This is a genomic window from Microbacterium sp. KR10-403 (assembly GCF_040196215.1).
Classification (GTDB): Bacteria; Actinomycetota; Actinomycetes; order Actinomycetales; family Microbacteriaceae; genus Microbacterium.
In genome coordinates, this window is sequence record NZ_JBEGDC010000005.1 from 306,904 (window position 1) to 326,595 (window position 19,692).

At 70.5% G+C, this 19,692-nt stretch carries 17 protein-coding genes; all 17 read left to right on the forward strand.

Going from position 1 to position 19,692, the window contains the following annotated elements; translation table 11 throughout:
* On the forward strand, nt 1–1,983 hold the full coding sequence (locus ABMQ42_RS13250; protein ID WP_349723461.1) for a primosomal protein N' family DNA-binding protein: 1,983 nt from the start codon (nt 1–3) through the stop codon (nt 1,981–1,983).
* Between the two features lie 17 nt (nt 1,984–2,000).
* On the forward strand, nt 2,001–2,921 hold the full coding sequence (gene fmt / locus ABMQ42_RS13255; RefSeq protein ID WP_349723462.1) for a methionyl-tRNA formyltransferase: 921 nt from the start codon (nt 2,001–2,003) through the stop codon (nt 2,919–2,921).
* On the forward strand, nt 2,918–4,279 hold the full coding sequence (locus tag ABMQ42_RS13260; RefSeq protein ID WP_349723463.1) for an RsmB/NOP family class I SAM-dependent RNA methyltransferase: 1,362 nt from the start codon (nt 2,918–2,920) through the stop codon (nt 4,277–4,279). The genes fmt and ABMQ42_RS13260 overlap by 4 nt, the downstream gene beginning before the upstream one ends.
* A gap of 34 nt (nt 4,280–4,313) precedes the next feature.
* On the forward strand, nt 4,314–4,982 hold the full coding sequence (gene rpe / locus ABMQ42_RS13265; RefSeq protein ID WP_349723464.1) for a ribulose-phosphate 3-epimerase: 669 nt from the start codon (nt 4,314–4,316) through the stop codon (nt 4,980–4,982).
* A 46-nt stretch (nt 4,983–5,028) separates the two neighbouring features.
* Nucleotides 5,029–5,292 carry a phosphoribosyl-ATP diphosphatase gene (locus ABMQ42_RS13270; protein WP_349723465.1) on the forward strand — a complete coding sequence of 88 codons (264 nt, stop codon included), beginning with the start codon at nt 5,029–5,031 and terminating at the stop codon, nt 5,290–5,292.
* A 41-nt stretch (nt 5,293–5,333) separates the two neighbouring features.
* Nucleotides 5,334–6,176 carry an ATP phosphoribosyltransferase gene (hisG, locus tag ABMQ42_RS13275; RefSeq protein ID WP_349723466.1) on the forward strand — a complete coding sequence of 281 codons (843 nt, stop codon included), beginning with the start codon at nt 5,334–5,336 and terminating at the stop codon, nt 6,174–6,176.
* Complete coding sequence (hisF, locus tag ABMQ42_RS13280) at nt 6,176–6,955, forward strand: imidazole glycerol phosphate synthase subunit HisF (protein ID WP_349723467.1); 780 nt, start codon at nt 6,176–6,178, stop codon at nt 6,953–6,955. Before hisG ends, hisF begins: the two co-directional genes overlap by 1 nt.
* Complete coding sequence (gene hisI / locus ABMQ42_RS13285; protein ID WP_349723468.1) at nt 6,952–7,311, forward strand: phosphoribosyl-AMP cyclohydrolase; 360 nt, start codon at nt 6,952–6,954, stop codon at nt 7,309–7,311. The genes hisF and hisI overlap by 4 nt, the downstream gene beginning before the upstream one ends.
* Complete coding sequence (locus tag ABMQ42_RS13290; RefSeq protein WP_349723469.1) at nt 7,308–7,910, forward strand: Trp biosynthesis-associated membrane protein; 603 nt, start codon at nt 7,308–7,310, stop codon at nt 7,908–7,910. Before hisI ends, ABMQ42_RS13290 begins: the two co-directional genes overlap by 4 nt.
* Nucleotides 7,911–7,955: 45 nt before the next feature.
* A complete protein-coding gene (locus ABMQ42_RS13295; RefSeq protein ID WP_349723470.1) occupies nt 7,956–8,186 on the forward strand; it encodes a DUF6704 family protein in 231 nt (76 codons plus the stop codon).
* A 2-nt stretch (nt 8,187–8,188) separates the two neighbouring features.
* Nucleotides 8,189–8,974: an indole-3-glycerol phosphate synthase TrpC gene (gene trpC / locus ABMQ42_RS13300; protein WP_349723471.1), complete on the forward strand. Its 786-nt coding sequence runs from the start codon at nt 8,189–8,191 to the stop codon at nt 8,972–8,974.
* Nucleotides 8,971–10,179, forward strand: a complete 1,209-nt coding sequence (gene trpB / locus ABMQ42_RS13305; RefSeq protein WP_349723472.1) for a tryptophan synthase subunit beta — start codon at nt 8,971–8,973, stop codon at nt 10,177–10,179. Before trpC ends, trpB begins: the two co-directional genes overlap by 4 nt.
* A complete protein-coding gene (gene trpA, locus ABMQ42_RS13310; RefSeq protein ID WP_349723473.1) occupies nt 10,176–10,982 on the forward strand; it encodes a tryptophan synthase subunit alpha in 807 nt (268 codons plus the stop codon). The genes trpB and trpA overlap by 4 nt, the downstream gene beginning before the upstream one ends.
* Nucleotides 10,983–10,992: 10 nt before the next feature.
* Nucleotides 10,993–11,988, forward strand: coding sequence for a prolipoprotein diacylglyceryl transferase (gene lgt / locus ABMQ42_RS13315; protein WP_349723474.1), 996 nt, complete (start codon nt 10,993–10,995; stop codon nt 11,986–11,988).
* A gap of 80 nt (nt 11,989–12,068) precedes the next feature.
* Nucleotides 12,069–16,643, forward strand: a complete 4,575-nt coding sequence (gene gltB / locus ABMQ42_RS13320) for a glutamate synthase large subunit (RefSeq protein ID WP_349723475.1) — start codon at nt 12,069–12,071, stop codon at nt 16,641–16,643.
* Nucleotides 16,636–18,102: a glutamate synthase subunit beta gene (locus ABMQ42_RS13325; protein ID WP_349723476.1), complete on the forward strand. Its 1,467-nt coding sequence runs from the start codon at nt 16,636–16,638 to the stop codon at nt 18,100–18,102. Before gltB ends, ABMQ42_RS13325 begins: the two co-directional genes overlap by 8 nt.
* Nucleotides 18,103–18,170: 68 nt before the next feature.
* Entirely contained in the window at nt 18,171–19,622 is a 1,452-nt protein-coding gene (gene pyk, locus ABMQ42_RS13330) for a pyruvate kinase (protein WP_349723477.1), read from the forward strand.
* The last annotated feature ends 70 nt before the right edge of the window (nt 19,623–19,692 follow it).

The window sequence follows — 19,692 nt, forward strand, 5'->3', positions numbered from 1 at the left end:
ATGGCGGCGCGCCGCGTGGCCCGTGTCCTCGTGGACTCGCCGCTGCCGCAGCTGGATCGGCTGTTCGACTATGTGATCCCCGACGAGCTCGCCGCCGACGCCGTGCCCGGGGTGCGCGTGAAGGTCCCGCTGCGCAGCGCCGGGCGCGTCGTCGAGGGCTATCTCGTCGAGATGGGAGTCGACGATCCCGCGGACCGTCCGCTCTCCGACCTCGAAGCGGTGGTCTCACCGGTCCAGGTTCTGCCCAAGCGGCTCTACCGGCTGGTGCGCGCCGTCGCCGATCGCGCGGCCGGCGGAGCGGGCGACGTCCTGCGTCTCGCCGTGCCCAAGCGCATGGTGCGGGCCGAGAAATCGTGGCTCGCCGGCGACCCGCCGGCGCCGTGCGCGGTGCCCGCCGCTGCGCACGACCGCGCGCGGAGCGTCCTCGCCGCATACCCCGCGCTGGAGGAAGGCATCGACGCCGGGGCGCGGATCGCGCTCGACGCGGCACCGGGAGTCGTGCGCGTGGCTGAAGAGCATGTCGTGGGCGCGTGGGCACTGCTGCTGGCAGCATCCGCCGTGACGACCCTGGCCGGTGGGCGCAGCGGCATCATCGTCGTTCCGGACTACCGCGACGAGGAGCAGATCCTTGCGGCACTCGCGTCGTTCGGCGTCGCCGACGCCGTGGTGCGGGTCGATGCGCGGCAGTCCGGCCCCGAACGGTACGCGGGCTATCTGCGCATCCTCGCCGAGGCGCCGTGCATCGTCGTCGGCAGCCGGTCCGCGGTGTATGCGCCCGCGCATGCCGTGGGGCTCGTGGCGCTGTGGGACGACGGCGACTCCCTGCTGACCGAACCGCTCAGCCCGGGAGTTCACCCCCGCGATGCCGCCCTGGTGCGGCAGGAGCTGGAAGGCGGCGCGCTCCTGTTCGCGGGCCATACGCGCACCACCGATGTGCAGCGACTGGTCGATGCGGGCTGGGTGCGCGAGGCGCCGGCGGCACGGCGCGCCTCGCCGCGGGTCATCCTCTCGGCCACGCGCGAGGGCGAGTCTCACGGCTCGCGGGTGCCCTCGGCGGCGTTCGCCGCGGCACGCGAGGCGCTGCAGGCCGGTCCCGTGCTCGTGCAGGTCGCGCGGCCCGGATTCGCGCCGTCTCTCGTGTGCGCCGAGTGCCGTTCGCCCGCACGCTGCCCGCACTGCGGCGGTCCGCTCCGGGCACACCGGCGCGGCGCCGTCCCCGAGTGCGCGTGGTGCGGTCGGGCGGCGAACGGCTGGACGTGCGCGGCGTGCGGCTCCGACCGCGTGCGCATGGCCTCGTCGGGGAGCGAGCGGACGGCCGACGAGCTCGGCCGCGCCTTCCCCGGGACGCGGATCATCGTCTCCGACGGCGCACACCCACTCACCGCCGTCGACGATCGCCCCGCCCTCGTCATCGCGACCCGCGGGGCCGAGCCGATCGCCGACGGCGGCTACCGCGCGGTCCTCCTCTTGGACGGCGACCGGATGCTGCAATCCGACGACCTGCGCATCGGCGAGTCGTGCCTGCGCTGGTGGTCGAATGCGGCCGCACTGGCCGCGCCCGGCGCTCCCGTGCACCTGGTGGGCGTGACGGGCTCCGTGGCGCGCGCCCTGGCCACCTGGTCGCAGCCGGCCTACGCGCGATCCGAGCTCGCCGAGCGCGCACCGCTGAAGATGCCGCCGACGGTGCGCGTCGCGACCGTCGAGGGAACGGCGAAGGAAGTGGATGCCGCGTTGACGGCCGTGCGCGCAGCGGTGACCGATCTGCCCGCGGATGCCGTGCTCGGGCCGGTACCGGTCGCCGAGTCGGAGACGATGCGCGCGCTCGTGCGCTTCACGTATGCCCAGGGTCGGGCTGTGACAGGGGCGCTGCGCGGTGCCGTCGTCACGGCCGCGTTGCGCACCCGGCGCCCCGCGAAGGGGCGTCCGCCAGGTCCGCGCAATACACTCAAAGTGCGTGTCGATGTGCTCGATCCCGAGCTGTGACGGAAAGCGAGGAGAGAATGCGCGTCGTGTTCGCCGGCACCCCCGAGGTCGCAGTCCCCACGCTGAGGCGGCTCGCCGACGGACCCCATGAGATCGTCGCCGTCGTCACGCGCCCGGACGCCCCGCAGGGACGAAAGCGGGTGCTGACGCCCTCTCCGGTCGCCGTGGCCGCAACGGAGCTCGGTCTGACGGTCATCAAGGCCTCTCGGCTCGACGACGATGCGACGTCGCAGGTGCTCGCGCAGCATCCCGATCTCGGCGTCGTCGTCGCCTACGGCGGGCTCGTGCGCGAGCCGCTGCTGTCCGCGCCGACGCACGGATGGGTCAACCTCCACTTCTCCGATCTGCCGCGCTGGCGCGGTGCCGCACCCGTGCAGCGCGCACTCATCGCCGGCGACGAGAGCCTGGGCGCCTGCGTCTTCTCACTGGTGCCCGCGCTCGACGCCGGCGACGTCTACGCCCGGCTGGACTATGAGCCACCCGCGATGGCGACGGCCGGCGACGTGCTCGACGCGCTCGCGCACCGCGGCGCCTACCTCGTCGCGGACGTCGTCGATGCACTCGCGGATGGATCCGCGCAGGCTGTTCCGCAGGAGGGCGAGCCGACGCATGCCGCCAAGCTCACGATCGAGGACGGGCGACTCGACTTCGACCAGCCGGCCGAGCGCGTGCTGGCACGCTGGCGCGGCGTGACGCCCGAACCCGGTGCGCACACGACCGTCGGCGGTGCACGGGTGAAGATCCTGGGCGCGCGCCCTGCCGAGCGTGCCGACGGTCTCGCGGCCGGGCGCATCGCGCAGGGCGACGGCGTCGTGCTGATCGGCACCGCGACCGAGCCGATCGCCGTCGACCGTGTGCAGCCGGCGGGCAAGGGGGCGATGGATGCCGCGGCGTGGTGGCGCGGCCTCCGTGTGGACGATCCGGTGGCCGGATCGTGAGCGCGGGTGCGCGCGGCGTCGCGTACGACACCCTGCGCGCCGTCGATGCCGACGACGCCTATGCCAACCTGCTTCTGCCGCGTCTGATCGAGCGCGCAGGACTCTCCGAGGCGGACGCCCGGCTGACCACGGAACTGACCTACGGCACACTGCGCCGACGCGGCACCTATGACGCCGTCATCACCGCGGCGGCCGACCGACCCGTGGAGAAGATCGACCCGGCGGTCCTCGACGCCCTCCGGCTCGGGGTGCACCAGATCATGTCCACGCGCATCGCGTCGCATGCCGCGGTGTACGAGACCGTCCAGCTCGTGCGGCGGGCCGCCGGCGGCCCTGCCTCGGGGTTCGCCAACGCCGTGCTCCGGCGCATCTCGCGCGACACACCGGGGGAGTGGATGGCGCGCATCCAGGACTCCGCGCGCTCCGATGACGAGCGGCTGGCGCTGCGCACCGCGCACCCGGTGTGGGTCATCCGGGCACTGCGGCGTGCCCTCGCGGCCGAGGGTCGCGCCGACGAGCTGGACGCCCTGCTGACGGCCGACAACCAGGCGCCGCAGGTGACGATGGCGGCTCTGCCGGGTCTGGCCGAGATCCCGCCGGGCCACGCGCGCACGCAGTACTCGCCACTGGGCTTCCGGCTCGGCGGCGGTGATCCCGAACCCGTCGTCCGGCGCTCTCGCGGCCGCGTGCGCGTGCAGGACGAAGGCTCGCAGCTCGCCGCCCTCGCCCTGACCCGCGCGCATCCCGTGGAGGAAGGCGAGCGCTGGCTCGACCTGTGCGCGGGCCCCGGGGGGAAGACCGCGATCCTCGCGGCGGAGGCCGTCGCGCACGGCGCGCGTCTCGAGGCCAATGAACTGGTCCCCGCGCGGGCCGGTCTGGTGCGCCAGGCTCTGGCGGCCGTCCCGAAGCGCTTCTCGGTGACCGAGGAGGACGGCCGCTCCCGGGCGGCCGAGAGTCCCGACACCTACGACCGCATCCTCGTCGACGCCCCCTGCACGGGACTGGGCGCCCTGCGCCGTCGCCCCGAGGCGCGCTGGCGCAAGAGCCCCGCCGATGTGCACGAGCTCACCGCACTGCAGACCGAGCTGGTCGATGCGGCGATCGGCGCACTGCGCCCCGGCGGCGTCGTCGCCTACGTCACCTGTTCGCCGCACCTGGCCGAGACCTCCGGTGTCCTCGCAGAGATCCTGCGCGCACGCTCCGACGTCGAACAGCTCGATGCCCGTGCCGTGCTGCAGTCCGTCAGCCGGGCCCCCATCGACCTCGCGGCCCCGGCCGACGGCTCGGGGCGCGCGCAGCTGTGGCCGCACCGCCACGGCACCGACGCGATGTTCATCAGCCTGCTGCGCCGCGTCTGACGTGGGTGCTGCGGCGGCCCGACATAATGGGGACGTGGCTCCCGACGTGCGTATCAACCCCAGCATCCTCGCCGCCGACTTCGTCAACATGCAGGCCGAGCTCGCCCGCATCGCGACGGCGGATTTCGTGCACGTCGATGTCATGGACAATCACTTCGTGCCGAACCTGACGTTCGGCCCGCAGATGGTCGAGCGCATCCAGGCCACGAGCCCGGTGCCGTTGGACGTGCATCTGATGATCGACGATCCCGACCGCTGGGCGCCCGGCTATGCCGAGATCGGTGCGGCGTCGGTGACGTTCCACCTCGAGGCGGCGAACGAGCCGGTCGCGCTGGCCCGGCGGCTGCGGGCGATCGGCGCGCGAGCGGGCGTCGCGGTCAAGCCGATGACGCCCGTCGAGCAGCTGTTCGACATCATCGACGACTTCGACCAGATCCTCGTGATGACCGTGGAGCCGGGATTCGGCGGGCAGTCCTTCATGCCCGAGACCATGCCCAAGCTGCGGCGGCTGCATGATGAGGCGCGCCGACGCGGCTCGCAGGTGTGGCTGCAGGTGGACGGCGGGATCGCGGCATCCACCATCGCCCAGGCCGCCGAGTCGGGCGCCGACACCTTCGTCGCGGGCTCTGCGGTGTTCGGCGCATCCGACCCCGCGCAGGCGATCGCCGCGCTGCGTGCCGATGCCAGTGCACACATGCATTGAGCGTCATGCGGTCCGAGAGCCCCCGCCGGTTCGATACCCTGGACAGGTGAAGACGTTCGACTCCCTGTTCGCGGAACTGACCGCGAAGGCGACCGACCGACCCGCGGGCTCCGGCACCGTCGCTGAACTGGACGCGGGAGTGCATGCGATCGGCAAGAAGGTCGTCGAAGAGGCCGCCGAGGTGTGGATGGCCGCCGAGTACGAGACGACGGATGCCGCGGCCGAAGAGATCTCGCAGCTGCTGTACCACCTGCAGGTCATGATGATCGCGAAGGGGCTCACGCTCGAGGACGTGTACCGACATCTCTGATGCCGCCACGATCCCCGCACGCCTCTGACGGAAAGACACACATGCTGCGAATCGCCGTTCCCAACAAGGGTTCGCTCGCCGAAACCGCCGCCGAGATGCTCGCGGAGGCCGGATACGCCGGTCGCCGCGACAGCAAGGAACTGCACCTGATCGACCCCGAGAACGAGGTCGAGTTCTTCTACCTGCGCCCCAAGGACATCGCGACCTACGTGGGCTCCGGGGCCCTGCACGTCGGCATCACCGGCCGCGACCTGCTCTGCGACGCCCGCATGCCCGGCGCGCGCGAGATCGAGGCCCTGGGCTTCGCGAACTCGACGTTCCGGTTCGCCGCCCCTCCGGGACGCTTCGCCGACGTGAGCGCGCTCGACGGCGCACGCGTGGCGACCTCCTATCCGGGGCTCGTCGACGCGTTCCTCGATGAGCGCGGCATCGCCGTCGACCTCGTGCCGCTGGACGGTGCCGTCGAATCCGCGGTCGAGCTCGGCGTCGCCGATGCGATCGCCGACGTCGTCGAGACCGGGACCACGCTGCGGCAGGCGGGCCTGGAGGTCTTCGGCCCCGAGATCCTGCGCTCCGAGGCCGTGCTGATCGCGGGCCCCGAAGACGTCGATGGCACCGAGACCCTGCTGCGCCGGCTGCGCGGCGTGATGGTCGCGCGCCGCTACGTGCTCATCGACTACGACCTGCCGGCGAACCTCGTCGAGCAGGCGGTCGCGGCGGTCCCCGGCATGGAATCGCCGACCATCTCACCGCTGCGCGACCCGGAATGGGTCGCCGTGCGCGTGATGAGCCCGCGCAAGACCGTCAACCAGGTCATGGACACGCTCTACGAGCTGGGCGCCCGCGCGATCCTCGTGACCGCGATCCACGCCGCGAGGCTCTGATGGCTCTCGCCACCCGGGTCATCCCGTGTCTGGACGTGGCCGCGGGCCGCGTCGTGAAGGGCGTCAACTTCCAGAACCTGCGCGACATGGGTGACCCGGTCGAGCTGGCGCGACTGTACTTCGATCAGGGGGCGGACGAGCTCACGTTCCTCGACGTCACCGCGACCGTCGACGAGCGCGCCACGACGTACGACGTCGTGCAGCGCACGGCCGAGCAGGTCTTCATCCCGCTCACGGTCGGCGGCGGCGTGCGCTCTGCTGACGACGTGGCGCGCCTGCTGGGAGTGGGCGCCGACAAGATCGGCGTCAACTCGGCGGCGATCGCGCGACCGGCGCTGCTCGACGAGATCGCGGATCGCTTCGGGGCGCAGGTACTTGTGCTCTCGCTGGATGTGAAGCGGTCGGATGCCGCGGCCTCCGGCTTCGTCGTCACCACCCACGGCGGGCGGGTCGAGACGACGCTCGACGCCCTCGAGTGGGCGCGCGAGGCCGTCGAGAGGGGCGCCGGCGAGCTGCTCGTGAACTCGATCGACGCCGACGGCACGAAAGAGGGCTTCGACCTCGAGCTGATCTCGCTGATGCGCGAGGTGTCATCGGTGCCGGTGATCGCCTCGGGCGGGGCGGGCGCCGCCGCCGACTTCCCGCCCGCGGTGCACGCCGGCGCGGACGCGCTGCTGGCGGCATCCGTCTTCCACTCCCGCCAGCTGTCCATCGCCGATGTCAAGGAGGCCCTGGCAGCCGACGGGATCCCGACCCGCAGAACGGGGGAGAGCGCATGACCGAGACGATCGACGAACGCATCGCCCGCGTGAGCTTCAACGATCAGGGGCTCGTGCCCGCCGTCATCCAGGAGTGGGACACGCAAGAGGTCCTCATGCTGGGATGGATGGATGCCGAGGCGCTGCGTCGCACCCTGTCCGAAGGGCGCGTCACCTTCTGGTCGCGATCGCGGCAGGAGTACTGGCGCAAGGGCGACACGTCCGGACACATCCAGCTCGTGCGCGGCGCGCGCCTCGACTGCGACGGCGACACCGTGCTCGTCTCCGTGCAGCAGGTCGGGGCCGCCTGCCACACCGGCGATCGCACGTGCTTCGACGCCGACGACCTCGACCCCGTCGTGGGCGGGCGCCCATGACGCGCCGGGGGCGCACCCTGGCCGTGGTGCTCACCGTGCTGAGCGGCGCGGTGGGCGTGCTCTCGGCGACGCAGACCTGGCTGCACGTGGCGCTGGCCGGCGGCGCGTCCGATGACCTCGCCGTCGCGGGCACCGCGGCCCTGGCGGTCTCCACCCCGCTGTGCCTGGCGGTGCTGGCGCTCGGGGTCGCGCTGTCGATCGTCGGACGTGTGCTGCGCTATGTCTTCGGTGCGATCGCGGTCGTGATCGCGCTCGTCCTCGGCTACCTGACGGTCGTCGTCGTGGCGACGCGGCCGATCTCGGCTGTGGCGCGCTCCGTGACCGACGCGACCGGCATCACCGGCGACGAGCCGATCGCGCAGCTGGTGGCGTCGATCTCTCTCACCGTCTGGCCGTTCGTGATGCTCGTCGCCATGGTCGTGCTGCTGGTCACCGGGGTGTTCGTCCTCGTCACCGCCCACTCGTGGTCGACGAGCGGTCGGAAGTATCGCACCGACGCCGCCCCTGTCGCGTCGGCCACCGGCCCTCTGGACGCCGTCGACTCGTGGGACGACCTGTCGCACGGCACGGATCCCACTGCCGGCGACGACCGCCGCTAGACTGAAATCGCGCGAATCGCCGCGCCCGTTTGACGAAGGAGCCCCATGAGCAATCCCATTGCCGACCCCGGCCACGGACACTCGCCGGCCGCCTGGACCGCTGTGATCATCATGCTGGTCGGGATCGGCGTCGGCACCGGTGCATTCTTCCTGGACGTGCCCTGGCTCGTGTGGTCGTGTGTGGTCCTGATCGTCATCGGGCTGGTCGCCGGCTTCATCCTGTCCAAGGCGGGGTACGGCGTCAACGGTCCGAAGTACACCCCCAAAGAGCATTGAGCATGCTCGCCGACCTCACGGCCGGCGCCGTCGAGGACGCGCGAACGCGCGAAGAGCAGTTCTCGCTGCAGGTCGTCGAGCAGCGTGCGGCCCAGCAGCAGCCGGCGCGTGACGCGCGCGCGGCGCTCGCTCCCGCCGGCCGGATCAAGGTCATCGCCGAGGTCAAGCGGGCCAGTCCCTCGCGCGGGCACCTGGCGGCCATACCCGATCCCGCACACCAGGCCGCGCTCTACGAGCAGGGCGGCGCCGGCGCGATCTCGGTGCTCACCGAGCAGCGGCGGTTCAAGGGCAGTCTCGCCGACCTGAGCGCGGTGAAGGCCGCGGTATCGCTCCCGGTGCTGCGCAAGGACTTCATCGCGACGCGCTATCAGGTGTTCGAGGCGCGGGCGGCGGGTGCCGACCTCGTGCTGCTCATCGTCGCGGCGCTCGATCAGCCGACGCTGCGCGAGCTCTACGCGTTGGTGACCGAGCTCGGCATGACGGCGCTCGTCGAAGCGCATTCGGCCGACGAGGTGGCTCGCGCCGTCGATCTGGGCGCACAGCTGATCGGTGTCAACGCGCGCGACCTGACCACCTTCGAGCTCGACCGTGATCTGTTCGGCAGGCTGGCGGCATCCATCCCCGCCGGCGTCGTCAAGATCGCCGAGTCTGCCGTCAAGACACCGGCCGATGTCGCGCACTACCGCGCCGCAGGCGCCGACGTCGTGCTCATCGGCGAGGCGCTGGTCACGGGCGATCCGGTTGCGACGCTGCATTCGTTCCTGAACCACTCCGAGGAGACGGCATGAGCCTGCGCGATGCCCACGGCCCGTTCTACGGCGACTTCGGCGGCCGGTACATGCCCGAGTCGCTGATCGCGGCCATCGACGAGCTCACCGAGGTGTACGAGCAGGCGATCGTGGACCCCGCGTTCCAGGCCGAGTTCACCCGCCTGCTCACCAGCTATGCCGGGCGCCCCTCGCCGATCACCGAGGTGCCGCGCTTCGCCGCGCACGCCGGCGGCGCGCGCGTGTTCCTCAAGCGGGAGGATCTCAACCACACCGGGTCGCACAAGATCAACAACGTCATCGGCCAGGCGCTGCTGACCAAGCGTCTGGGCAAGACGCGGGTCATCGCCGAGACCGGCGCCGGCCAGCACGGCGTCGCCACTGCCACGGCCGCGGCGCTGTTCGGCTTCGACTGCACGATCTACATGGGCGAGGTCGACACCGAGCGCCAGGCGCTCAACGTGGCTCGGATGCGCCTGCTGGGCGCCGAGGTGATCGCCGTCAAGACCGGATCGCGCACGCTCAAGGACGCGATCAACGAGGCCTACCGCGACTGGGTGGCGACCGCAGAGAAGACCAACTACATCTTCGGGACCGCGGCGGGTCCCCACCCGTTCCCGGCGATGGTGCGCGACTTCCAGAAGATCATCGGTGACGAGGCGCGCGCGCAACTGCTCGATGAGATCGGCCGACTGCCCGACGCCGTGATCGCGTGCGTGGGCGGCGGGTCGAACGCGATCGGCATGTTCGACGCGTTCCTCGACGACGCCGAGGTGAAACTGTACGGGGTCGAGGCGGCCGGAGCCGGCGTCGACACCGAGGAGCACGCCGCCTCCATCGAACGCGGTCGGCCCGGCATCCTCCACGGCGCACGCACCTATGTGCTGCAGGACGAGGACGGGCAGACGATCGAGTCGCACTCGATCTCGGCCGGGCTCGACTACCCGGGGGTGGGCCCCGAGCACTCCTGGCTCGCCTCGATCGGCCGGGCGCAGTACATCCCCGCCACCGACGACGAGGCCATGCAGGCGCTGCGGCTGCTCAGCGAGACCGAGGGCATCATCCCCGCGATCGAGTCCGCGCACGCCCTCGCCGGGGCGATGCGGATCGGGCGCGAGCTCGGCCCCGACGCTGTGCTCGCCGTGAGCCTCTCCGGCCGCGGCGACAAGGACATGGACACGGCAGCCGGCTACTTCGGGCTGTACGACGGAGAGGACGCCCGATGACCTCGCAAATCGCCGAGGCGATCGACGCAGCCCACGCCGCGGGACGCGGGGCGTTCGTCGGCTACCTGCCGCTGGGCTACCCCGATCTGCGGACTGGCATCGAGGCGGCCGTGGCCCTCGCACAGAACGGCGCCGACATCATCGAACTCGGGCCGCCGTACTCCGACCCGGTCATGGACGGCCCCGTGATCCAGGAGGCGGCCAATGCCGCCCTCGAGGCCGGCTTCAAGATCCGCGATCTGTTCCCCGCTGTGCGCGAGATCACCGAGCGGGGCGGCGTGCCCGTGGTGATCATGGTCTATTGGAACCTCGTGGTGCAGTACGGCGTCGCACGCTTCGCGGACGATCTGGCCGCCGCCGGGGGAGCAGGACTGATCACCCCCGACATCGCGCCCGACGCCGCGGCCGAGTGGATCGCGGAGAGCACCCGCACGGGCCTCGACCGGGTGTTCCTGGCCGCGCCGACGTCGACGGACGAGCGGTTGGAGATGATCGTGCGCGACAGCACCGGGTTCGTCTACACCGTGTCGACCATGGGCATCACCGGCGAGCGGGCGGAGCTGGATGCCGCGGCCCGGACCCTGGTCACGCGACTGCGCGCCCACGGGGCCGAGCGATGCTGCGTGGGCATCGGCATCTCGACGCCGCAGCAGATCGCCGAGACCGTGACCTATGCGGACGGCGCGATCGTCGGCACGGCCCTGGTCCGCGCCCTGCGCGACGGCGGTGTGGCGGGCCTGTCCGAAACGGCCCGCGCCCTCGCCGCCGGCACCACGCACGGGGCACGTTCCGCGAACGTTTAGACTCGTACGCATGACGTTCGCCCCCGCCAACGCGCTCAACGGCGTGCTTGCCAGCATCCCGAGCCCTTCGATCAGCTACTTCGACATCGGGCCGCTGCGGATCCACTTCTACGCGCTGTGCATCATCGCGGGCATCATCGTGGCGACGCTCATGGCCAACCATCGGCTGACCAAGCGGGGCGGCGAGCCCTGGGTCGTCATCGACATCGCGCTGATCGCGGTGCCGCTCGCGATCATCTGCGCACGCATCTACCACGTGCTCACGCACTTCTCGTTCTACTTCGGCGCGGGCAAGAACCCGTGGTCGGCGCTGTTCATCTGGGAAGGCGGCATCGCCATCTACGGCGCCCTGATCGGCGGTGCGGTCGGCGCCTGGCTGGGGTGCAAGTGGACGGGCGTCCGGTTCTGGTCCTTCGCCGACGCGCTGGCCCCGGGCCTGATCATCGCGCAGGCGATGGGCCGTCTCGGCAACTACTTCAACCACGAGCTGTTCGGACTGCCCACGAACCTTCCGTGGGGGCTCGAGATCGAGTCCAGCAACCCGGCGTTCCCCGCCGGACTCGCCGCCGGCACGCTCTTCCACCCGACGTTCCTGTACGAGATGATCTGGAACCTGCTGGGCGCGGCCGTTCTGCTGTGGGCCGGCCACCGGTTCCGCCTGCAGTGGGGGCGCCTGTTCGGCCTCTACCTGATCTGGTACAGCGCCGGCCGCATCGTGTGGGAATCCATCCGCATCGACCCGAGCGATGTCTTCCTCGGCCTGCGCACGAACGTGTGGGCGGCCATCTTCGGCGTCATCCTGGGTCTGGTGATCATGATCGTCCAGAAGCGGCGTCATACGGGTGAAGAACCGTCCGTGTATCGACCCGGACGCGAATGGCACCCCGCCGGGGCTGTACAATCGGGAACCACCCCCGAATACGTCGACGTGAGCGACCCTGTCGCGAACGCCGAACCCGCGGTCGCCGTCACGAGCGCACCCGCCGCGGAGAACGCCCGGGCCTGACAGCGCACACGGGCGGCCACACCGCTTCCAGTCCCTGGGCCGACGTCGTCCCATCCCGAGTTCAGTGAGGACGGCAGCTCATGTCAGCGACCTCTCGAGTGTCCCCGCCCGGTGGCACCTTCCCGCCCCGCCAGGGCCTGTACAACCCGGCGTTCGAAAAGGACGCCTGCGGCCTCGCCATGGTCGCGACGCTGCGTGGCGAGCCCGGGCACGACATCATCGAGCTGGCGCTGACCGCGCTGCGCAACCTCGAGCACCGCGGCGCCATCGGCTCCGACGCGGGCACCGGTGACGGAGCCGGCATCCTCACGCAGATGCCCGACGCGTTCCTGCGCGAGGTCGTCGAATTCCCGCTGCCTCCGGTGGGCGAGTACGCCGCCGGCATGGTCTTCCTGCCGCAGGACGCGAGCGAGCGCGCCGCGCAGAAGTCGGGCATCGAGAAGCTCGCCGCGGGCGAGAACCTCGTCGTGCTCGGCTGGCGCGCGGTGCCCACCGACGACGCGCACCTGGGCAAGCTCGCGTACGACGCCCGCCCCGTCTTCGAGCAGCTCTTCCTGTCCCGGCCCGCCATCGGCGGTGCGCCGGCGATGTCCGGGCTCGAGCTCGACCGTCGGGTCTATCGTCTGCGCAAGCGCGCCCAGCATGAACTGGGCGCGTATTTTGTTTCCCTGTCGGCGCGCACTCTCGGTTACAAGGGCATGGTCACGACCCTGCAGCTCGAGCCGTTCTATCCCGACCTGCAGGACGAGCGCTTCACCTCCGAGCTGGCCGTCGTCCACTCCCGGTACTCGACGAACACCTTCCCGTCGTGGCCGCTGGCGCAGCCGTTGCGCATGCTCGCGCACAACGGCGAGATCAACACCGTGGGCGGCAACCGCAACTGGATGCGTGCCCGGCAGTCGCAGCTGGCTTCCGAGCTGCTCGGCGACATCGAGCCGCTGCTGCCGATCTGCACCGAGGGGGCGAGCGATTCGGCGTCGTTCGACGAGGTGCTCGAGCTGCTGACGCTCACGGGACGCAGCCTGCCGCACGCGATGCTGATGATGGTTCCGGAGGCATACGAGAACCGCACCGATCTGGCACCCGACCTGCGCGCGTTCTACGAGTACCACGCGCTGCAGATGGAGCCGTGGGACGGCCCGGCCGCCATGATCTTCACCGACGGCACGCTCGTGGGCGCGACGCTCGACCGCAACGGACTGCGTCCCGGACGCTGGACGCAGACGACCGACGGACTCGTCGTGATCGGCAGCGAGACCGGCGTTCTCGAGTTCGAGCCCGAGCGCATCCAGCGCCGGGGTCGGCTCCAGCCCGGCCGGATGTTCCTCGTCGACACCGCGCAGCACCGCATCGTCGAGGACGAGGAGATCAAGTCCGAGCTGGCGCGCCTGCACCCCTGGGACCTCTGGCTGCGCCAGAAGCTGGCCCTCAGCGAGCTGCCCGAGCGCGAGCACGTCGTGCACCCGATCGCCTCGATCACACGTCGTCAGCGCACCTTCGGCTACACCGAAGAAGAGGTGCGCATCCTGCTCACCCCGATGGGTCAGAACGCCGCCGAGCCGATCGGCGCCATGGGGACCGACACGCCCGTCGCCGTGCTGAGCGAGCGGCCGCGACTGCTGTTCGACTACTTCACGCAGCAGTTCGCCCAGGTGACCAATCCGCCGCTGGACTCGATCCGCGAGGCCGTCGTCACGAGCCTGCGCACCGGCATCGGCCCCGAGCGCAACCTCCTCGAGTGGGGCCCCGACCACGCGCGTCAGATCACGATCGACTTCCCGGTGCTCGACAACGACGAGCTCGCGAAGATCCAGAACATCGAGCGCACGATGCCCGGCCGCCGGGCGGTCACGATCCGCGGCCTGTACCACTTCGACGCCGGACCCGGCACGATGCGCAAGCGCCTGGCGGAGATCTGCACCGAGGTGGATGCCGCGATCGCCGACGGTGCGGAGTTCCTGATCCTCTCCGACCGTGACTCCGACAAGGACCTGGTCCCGATCCCGTCCCTGCTGCTGCTGTCGACGGTGCACCACCACCTCATCCGCCAGCAGGACCGCATGAAGGTCGCGCTCGTGGTCGAGGCCGGCGATGTCCGCGAGGTGCACCACGTCGCGACCCTCCTCGGCTACGGCGCCTCGGCGGTCAACCCGTACCTGGCGATGGAGACCGTCGAGTACCTCGTCCGCTCGGGTGCCATCACCGGGCTCGCGCCCGAGAAGGCCGTGTCGAACATCATCTACGCGCTCGGCAAGGGCGTGCTGAAGATCATGTCGAAGATGGGCATCTCCACCGTCTCGTCGTACACCGGCGCGCAGGTGTTCGAGGCGATCGGCCTGGGCCAGGAGCTCATCGATGACTTCTTCACCGGGACCGAGTCGAAGGTCGGCGGCATCACCCTCGAAGACATCGAGGCCGAGAACCAGGTGCGCCACGACTTCGCGTACCCGAAGGACGACGCCGCGCGCACGCACGAGCGCCTCTGGACGGGCGGTGAGTACGAGTGGCGCCGCGAAGGCCCGCCGCACCTCTTCAACCCCGAGACGATCTTCCGGCTGCAGCACTCCACAGCCACGCGTCGGTACGACATCTTCCGCGAGTACACGTCGCTGGTCGACGACCAGGCGGCCGAGCTGAAGACGCTGCGCGGCCTGTTCCGGCTGCGCACCGACGAGCGGCCCGCCGTTCCCCTCGACGAGGTCGAGCCGGTGTCCGAGATCGTCAAGCGGTTCTCGACCGGCGCGATGAGCTACGGGTCGATCTCGCAGGAGGCCCACGAGACCCTGGCGATCGCCATGAACTCGATCGGCGGCAAGTCGAACACGGGCGAGGGCGGCGAAGACGTCGACCGTCTCCTGGACCCGCGACGCCGCAGCGCGATCAAGCAGGTCGCCTCGGGGCGGTTCGGTGTCACGAGCCTGTACCTCACCGAGGCCGACGACATCCAGATCAAGCTCGCCCAGGGCGCGAAGCCCGGTGAGGGCGGTCAGCTGCCGCCGGCGAAGGTGTATCCGTGGATCGCCCGCACGCGGCATGCGACCGCGGGCGTGGGGCTGATCTCGCCGCCGCCGCATCACGACATCTACTCGATCGAAGACCTCAAGCAGCTGATCTTCGACCTGAAGCGGGCCAACCCCAAGGCACGCGTGCACGTCAAGCTGGTGAGCCAGTCGGGTATCGGCGCGGTCGCCGCGGGCACGGCCAAGGCCCTGGCCGACGTCATCCTGGTCTCCGGCCACGACGGCGGCACGGGCGCGAGCCCCCTCAACTCGCTCAAGCACGCGGGCACCCCGTGGGAGCTGGGCCTGGCCGAGACCCAGCAGACGCTCATGCTCAACGGCATGCGCGATCGCGTGGTCGTGCAGGCGGACGGGCAGCTCAAGACCGGGCGCGATGTCGTCATCGCGGCGCTCCTGGGCGCGGAGGAGTTCGGGTTCGCCACCACTGCGCTCGTCGTCGAGGGCTGCATCATGATGCGCAAGTGCCACCTCGACACCTGCCCCGTCGGCGTCGCCACGCAGAATCCGCTGCTGCGTGACCGCTTCACCGGCAAGGCCGAGCACGTCGTGAACTTCATGCAGTTCATCGCCGAGGAGGTGCGCGAGCATCTCGCGTCGCTGGGCTTCCGCTCGATCGATGAGGCGGTCGGACACACCGAGATGCTCGACGTGGACGACGCCGTGCGGCACTTCAAGACCGAGGGTCTCGACCTCAGCCCGATCCTGCACGGACCGGCGTTCGGGCCCGACGCGCCGCGGCGCCACATGCGCGCGCAGGAGCACCACATCGAAGACCACTTCGACGTGCCGGTCATCGAGCGCGCACACGACATCATCGAGCACGGCGGCCACATCAGCCTCGACCTCGCGGTGCACAACACCGACCGGGCGATCGGCACGATGCTCGGCCACCATGTGACCAAGGCGCGCGGCGAGCACGGTCTGCAGGCCGATTCGATCGAGTTGAACCTGAGTGGCTCGGCCGGGCAGTCCTTCGGGGCGTTCCTGCCCGCGGGCATCAGCCTGCGGCTGGAGGGCGACTCCAACGACTACGTCGGCAAGGGCTTGTCGGGCGGTCAGATCGTCATCCGTCCGCCGCGCGGGTCGATCTTCGACGCGACCGAGAACGTCATCGCAGGCAACGTGATCGGCTACGGCTCGACCAGCGGCAGCATGTTCCTGCGCGGTGTCGTCGGCGAGCGCTTCTTCGTGCGAAACTCGGGGGCCACCGCGGTCGTCGAGGGCGTGGGCGACCACGCGCTCGAGTACATGACCGGCGGGCTCGCGGTGATCCTCGGGCGCACCGGCCGCAATCTCGGCGCCGGCATGTCGGGCGGCACGGCGTACGTGTACGACCTCGACGAGGCCAAGGTCAACGCCGAGGCGCTCGCGTCGGGCGAGATCGAGCTGACCGGGTTGGGGAGCGCGGATGCCACGATCCTGCGCGATCTGCTGGAACGGCACCGCGCAGAGACGGGATCGACGCGCGCCGCGGCGATCCTCGACGACTTCGAGGCGGAGGTGGCCCGCTTCGTCCGGGTGCTGCCGCGCGATTACGCCGCGGTGCTGCGCACCCGGCAGACAGCCCTGGACGAGGGGCTGGACCCCGACGGCGACGTCGTCTGGAACCGGATTCTGGAGGTGACCCATGGCTGACCCGAAAGGCTTCCTCAAGGTGACCGAGCGGGAGCTTCCGCCGCGTCGCCCGGTGCCGGTCCGGCTCATGGACTGGAAAGAGGTCTACGAGCCGACGCAGCTGCCCATGGTGCAGCGCCAGGCGAGCCGCTGCATGGACTGCGGCGTGCCCTTCTGCCACAAGGGGTGTCCTCTGGGCAACCTCATCCCCGAGTGGAACGACCTCACCCGGCGCGATGAGATGCACTCGGCCAGCCAGCGGCTGCATGCGACGAACAACTTCCCGGAGCTCACCGGGCGGCTGTGCCCGGCACCGTGCGAGAGCGCCTGTGTGCTGGGGATCAACCAGCCGCCGGTGACGATCAAGCGCATCGAGCAGACCATCGCCGACGAGGCCTTCGCCCGCGGCTGGGTCACACCGCAGCCTCCGGGACGTCTCACCGGCAAGACGGTCGCCGTCGTCGGCTCGGGCCCGGCGGGCCTGGCCGCCGCGCAGCAGCTCACCCGCGCCGGGCACACCGTCGCCGTGTTCGAGCGCGACGACCGCATCGGCGGCCTGCTGCGCTACGGCATCCCCGACTTCAAGCTGGAGAAGGCCGTGGTCGACGCCCGCCTGAAGCAGCTCGAGGCCGAGGGCACCAAGTTCCGCCCGGGCGTGGAGATCGGTCGCGACATCAGCTGGAGCGATCTGCGCGCGCGGTATGACGCGGTCGTGGTCGCCACCGGCGCGACGGTCCCGCGTGATCTGCCGATCCCCGGCCGCGATGCCCGCGGCATCCACTTCGCCATGGACTATCTCGTCCAGGCCAACCACGTCGAAGCCGGTGACACGGTCCCTGACCAGATCACGGCCGAGGGCAAGCACGTCATCGTCATCGGCGGCGGCGACACGGGATCGGACTGCATCGGCACGGCGCATCGCCAGGGCGCGCGCAGCGTGACGAACCTTGCGATCGGGCGACAGCCGTCGGTCGACCGCCCCGAGCACCAGCCGTGGCCGATGTACCCGACCGTGTTCGAGGTGCAGTCCTCCCACGAGGAGGGCGGCGAGCGCGCCTACCTGGCGTCGACGGTGGAGTTCCTCACCGATGACGAAGGCACCGTCCGCGCGCTGCGCGTGGCCGAGACGGAGTACGTCGACGGCACGCGTGTTCCCAAGGCCGGCACCGAGCGGGAGATCCCCGCGGACCTGGTCTTGATCGCAATGGGGTTCACCGGCCCCGAGCGCGAGGCTCTCGACGCACAGATCGAGCTGCCGTTCACGAAGCGCGGCGTCATCGCGCGCACGCCGAAGTTCGAGACGTCGGTCCCCGGCGTGTTCGTCGCCGGCGATGCGGGCCGCGGCCAGTCGCTGATCGTGTGGGCGATCGCCGAGGGACGAGCGGCGGCCGCGGCCGCCGACCGCTTCCTCGTGGGGGAGACCGCTCTCCCCGCGGTCGTCAACGCAAACGATGTCGCGATCGGCCTACAGCCCGCGTAGGCTGGGCGCAACCCCTTCTTCCGCGAAACATTCGCGGAAAATGACAGAAACCCGGAGTACTGCTCGGTATGAGACGCGCGAAAATCGTCGCCACCCTGGGCCCGGCCACATCGACGTATGAGATGGTCCGTGCGATCATCGACGCCGGTGTGGACGTCGCCCGCTTCAACCTCAGTCACGGTGACTACACCGTGCACGACAACAACTTCGCCAACGTGCGCAAGGCGGCCGAGGACGCGAAGCGTCCCGTGGCGGTCCTCGTCGACCTGCAGGGGCCGAAGATCCGCCTCGGCAAGTTCGCCGACGGCCCCCACGAGCTCGCCGAGGGCGACATCTTCAAGATCACGGTCGAAGACGTGCCGGGTACGAAGGAGATCGTCGGCACGACGTTCAAGGGCCTGCCGCAGGACGTCAAGCCCGGCGACTTCCTCCTGATCGACGACGGCAAGGTCCGGGTGCAGGTCGTCGAGACGGACGGAACGGTCGTCACCACCAAGGTGATCGTCGGCGGTGCGGTCTCGAACAACAAGGGCATCAACCTGCCCGGCGTCGCCGTGAACGTGCCGGCGCTGAGCGACAAGGACGAGGCCGACCTGCGCTGGGGCCTGCGCACCGGCGCCGACCTCATCGCGCTCTCGTTCGTACGCGACGCGAAGGACATCGAGCGCGTCCACGAGATCATGGCCGAAGAGGGCCGGCGCGTCCCCGTCATCGCGAAGATCGAGAAGCCTCAGGCGGTCGACCACCTCGAGGAGATCATCGACGCCTTCGACGGCATCATGGTCGCGCGCGGTGACCTCGGCGTCGAACTGCCGCTCGAGGCCGTGCCGATCGTGCAGAAGCGCGCGGTCGAGCTGTGCCGCCGCATGGCCAAGCCCGTCATCGTCGCGACGCAGATGCTCGAGACGATGATCAACAACCCCGTGCCCACTCGTGCCGAGACCAGCGACGTGGCGAACGCCGTGCTCGACGGCGCCGACGCGGTCATGCTCTCCGGCGAGACGAGCGTGGGGGAGTACCCGGTCGTCGTCGTGCAGACGATGGCGCGCATCGTCGCGTCGACCGAAGACCACGGGCTCGAGCGCATCCTGCCACTGGGCACCACGCCTCGCACGCAGGGCGGTGCGATCACCGCCGCCGCTCTCGAGGTGGCCGAGTTCGTCGAGGCGAAGTACCTGTGCATCTTCACCGAGTCGGGCGACACCGCGCGGCGCATGTCGCGGCTGCGTCCGCGCATCCCCATGCTGGCGTTCACACCCGACCCGGCGATCCGCCGCCGCATGGCGATCACCTGGGGCATCCAGTCGTCGCTGGTCGAGCACGTGCCGCACACCGACCGCATGTTCATCCAGGTCGATGAGCACCTCCTCGGCAACAAGCTGTGCGAGGTCGGCGACAAGGTCGTCGTGATCTCCGGTTCCCCTCCCGGAATCATCGGCTCCACGAACGACATCCGCATCCACAAGGTGGGCGACGCCGTGCACGGCAACGCACCCATCTACCGCGACCACAAGGCGTAGTCGCAGCTGAGCGGATCATGAAGCGGGATGCCCCGGGTTGGGGCATCCCGCTTCGTTTTATGCTGAGCCG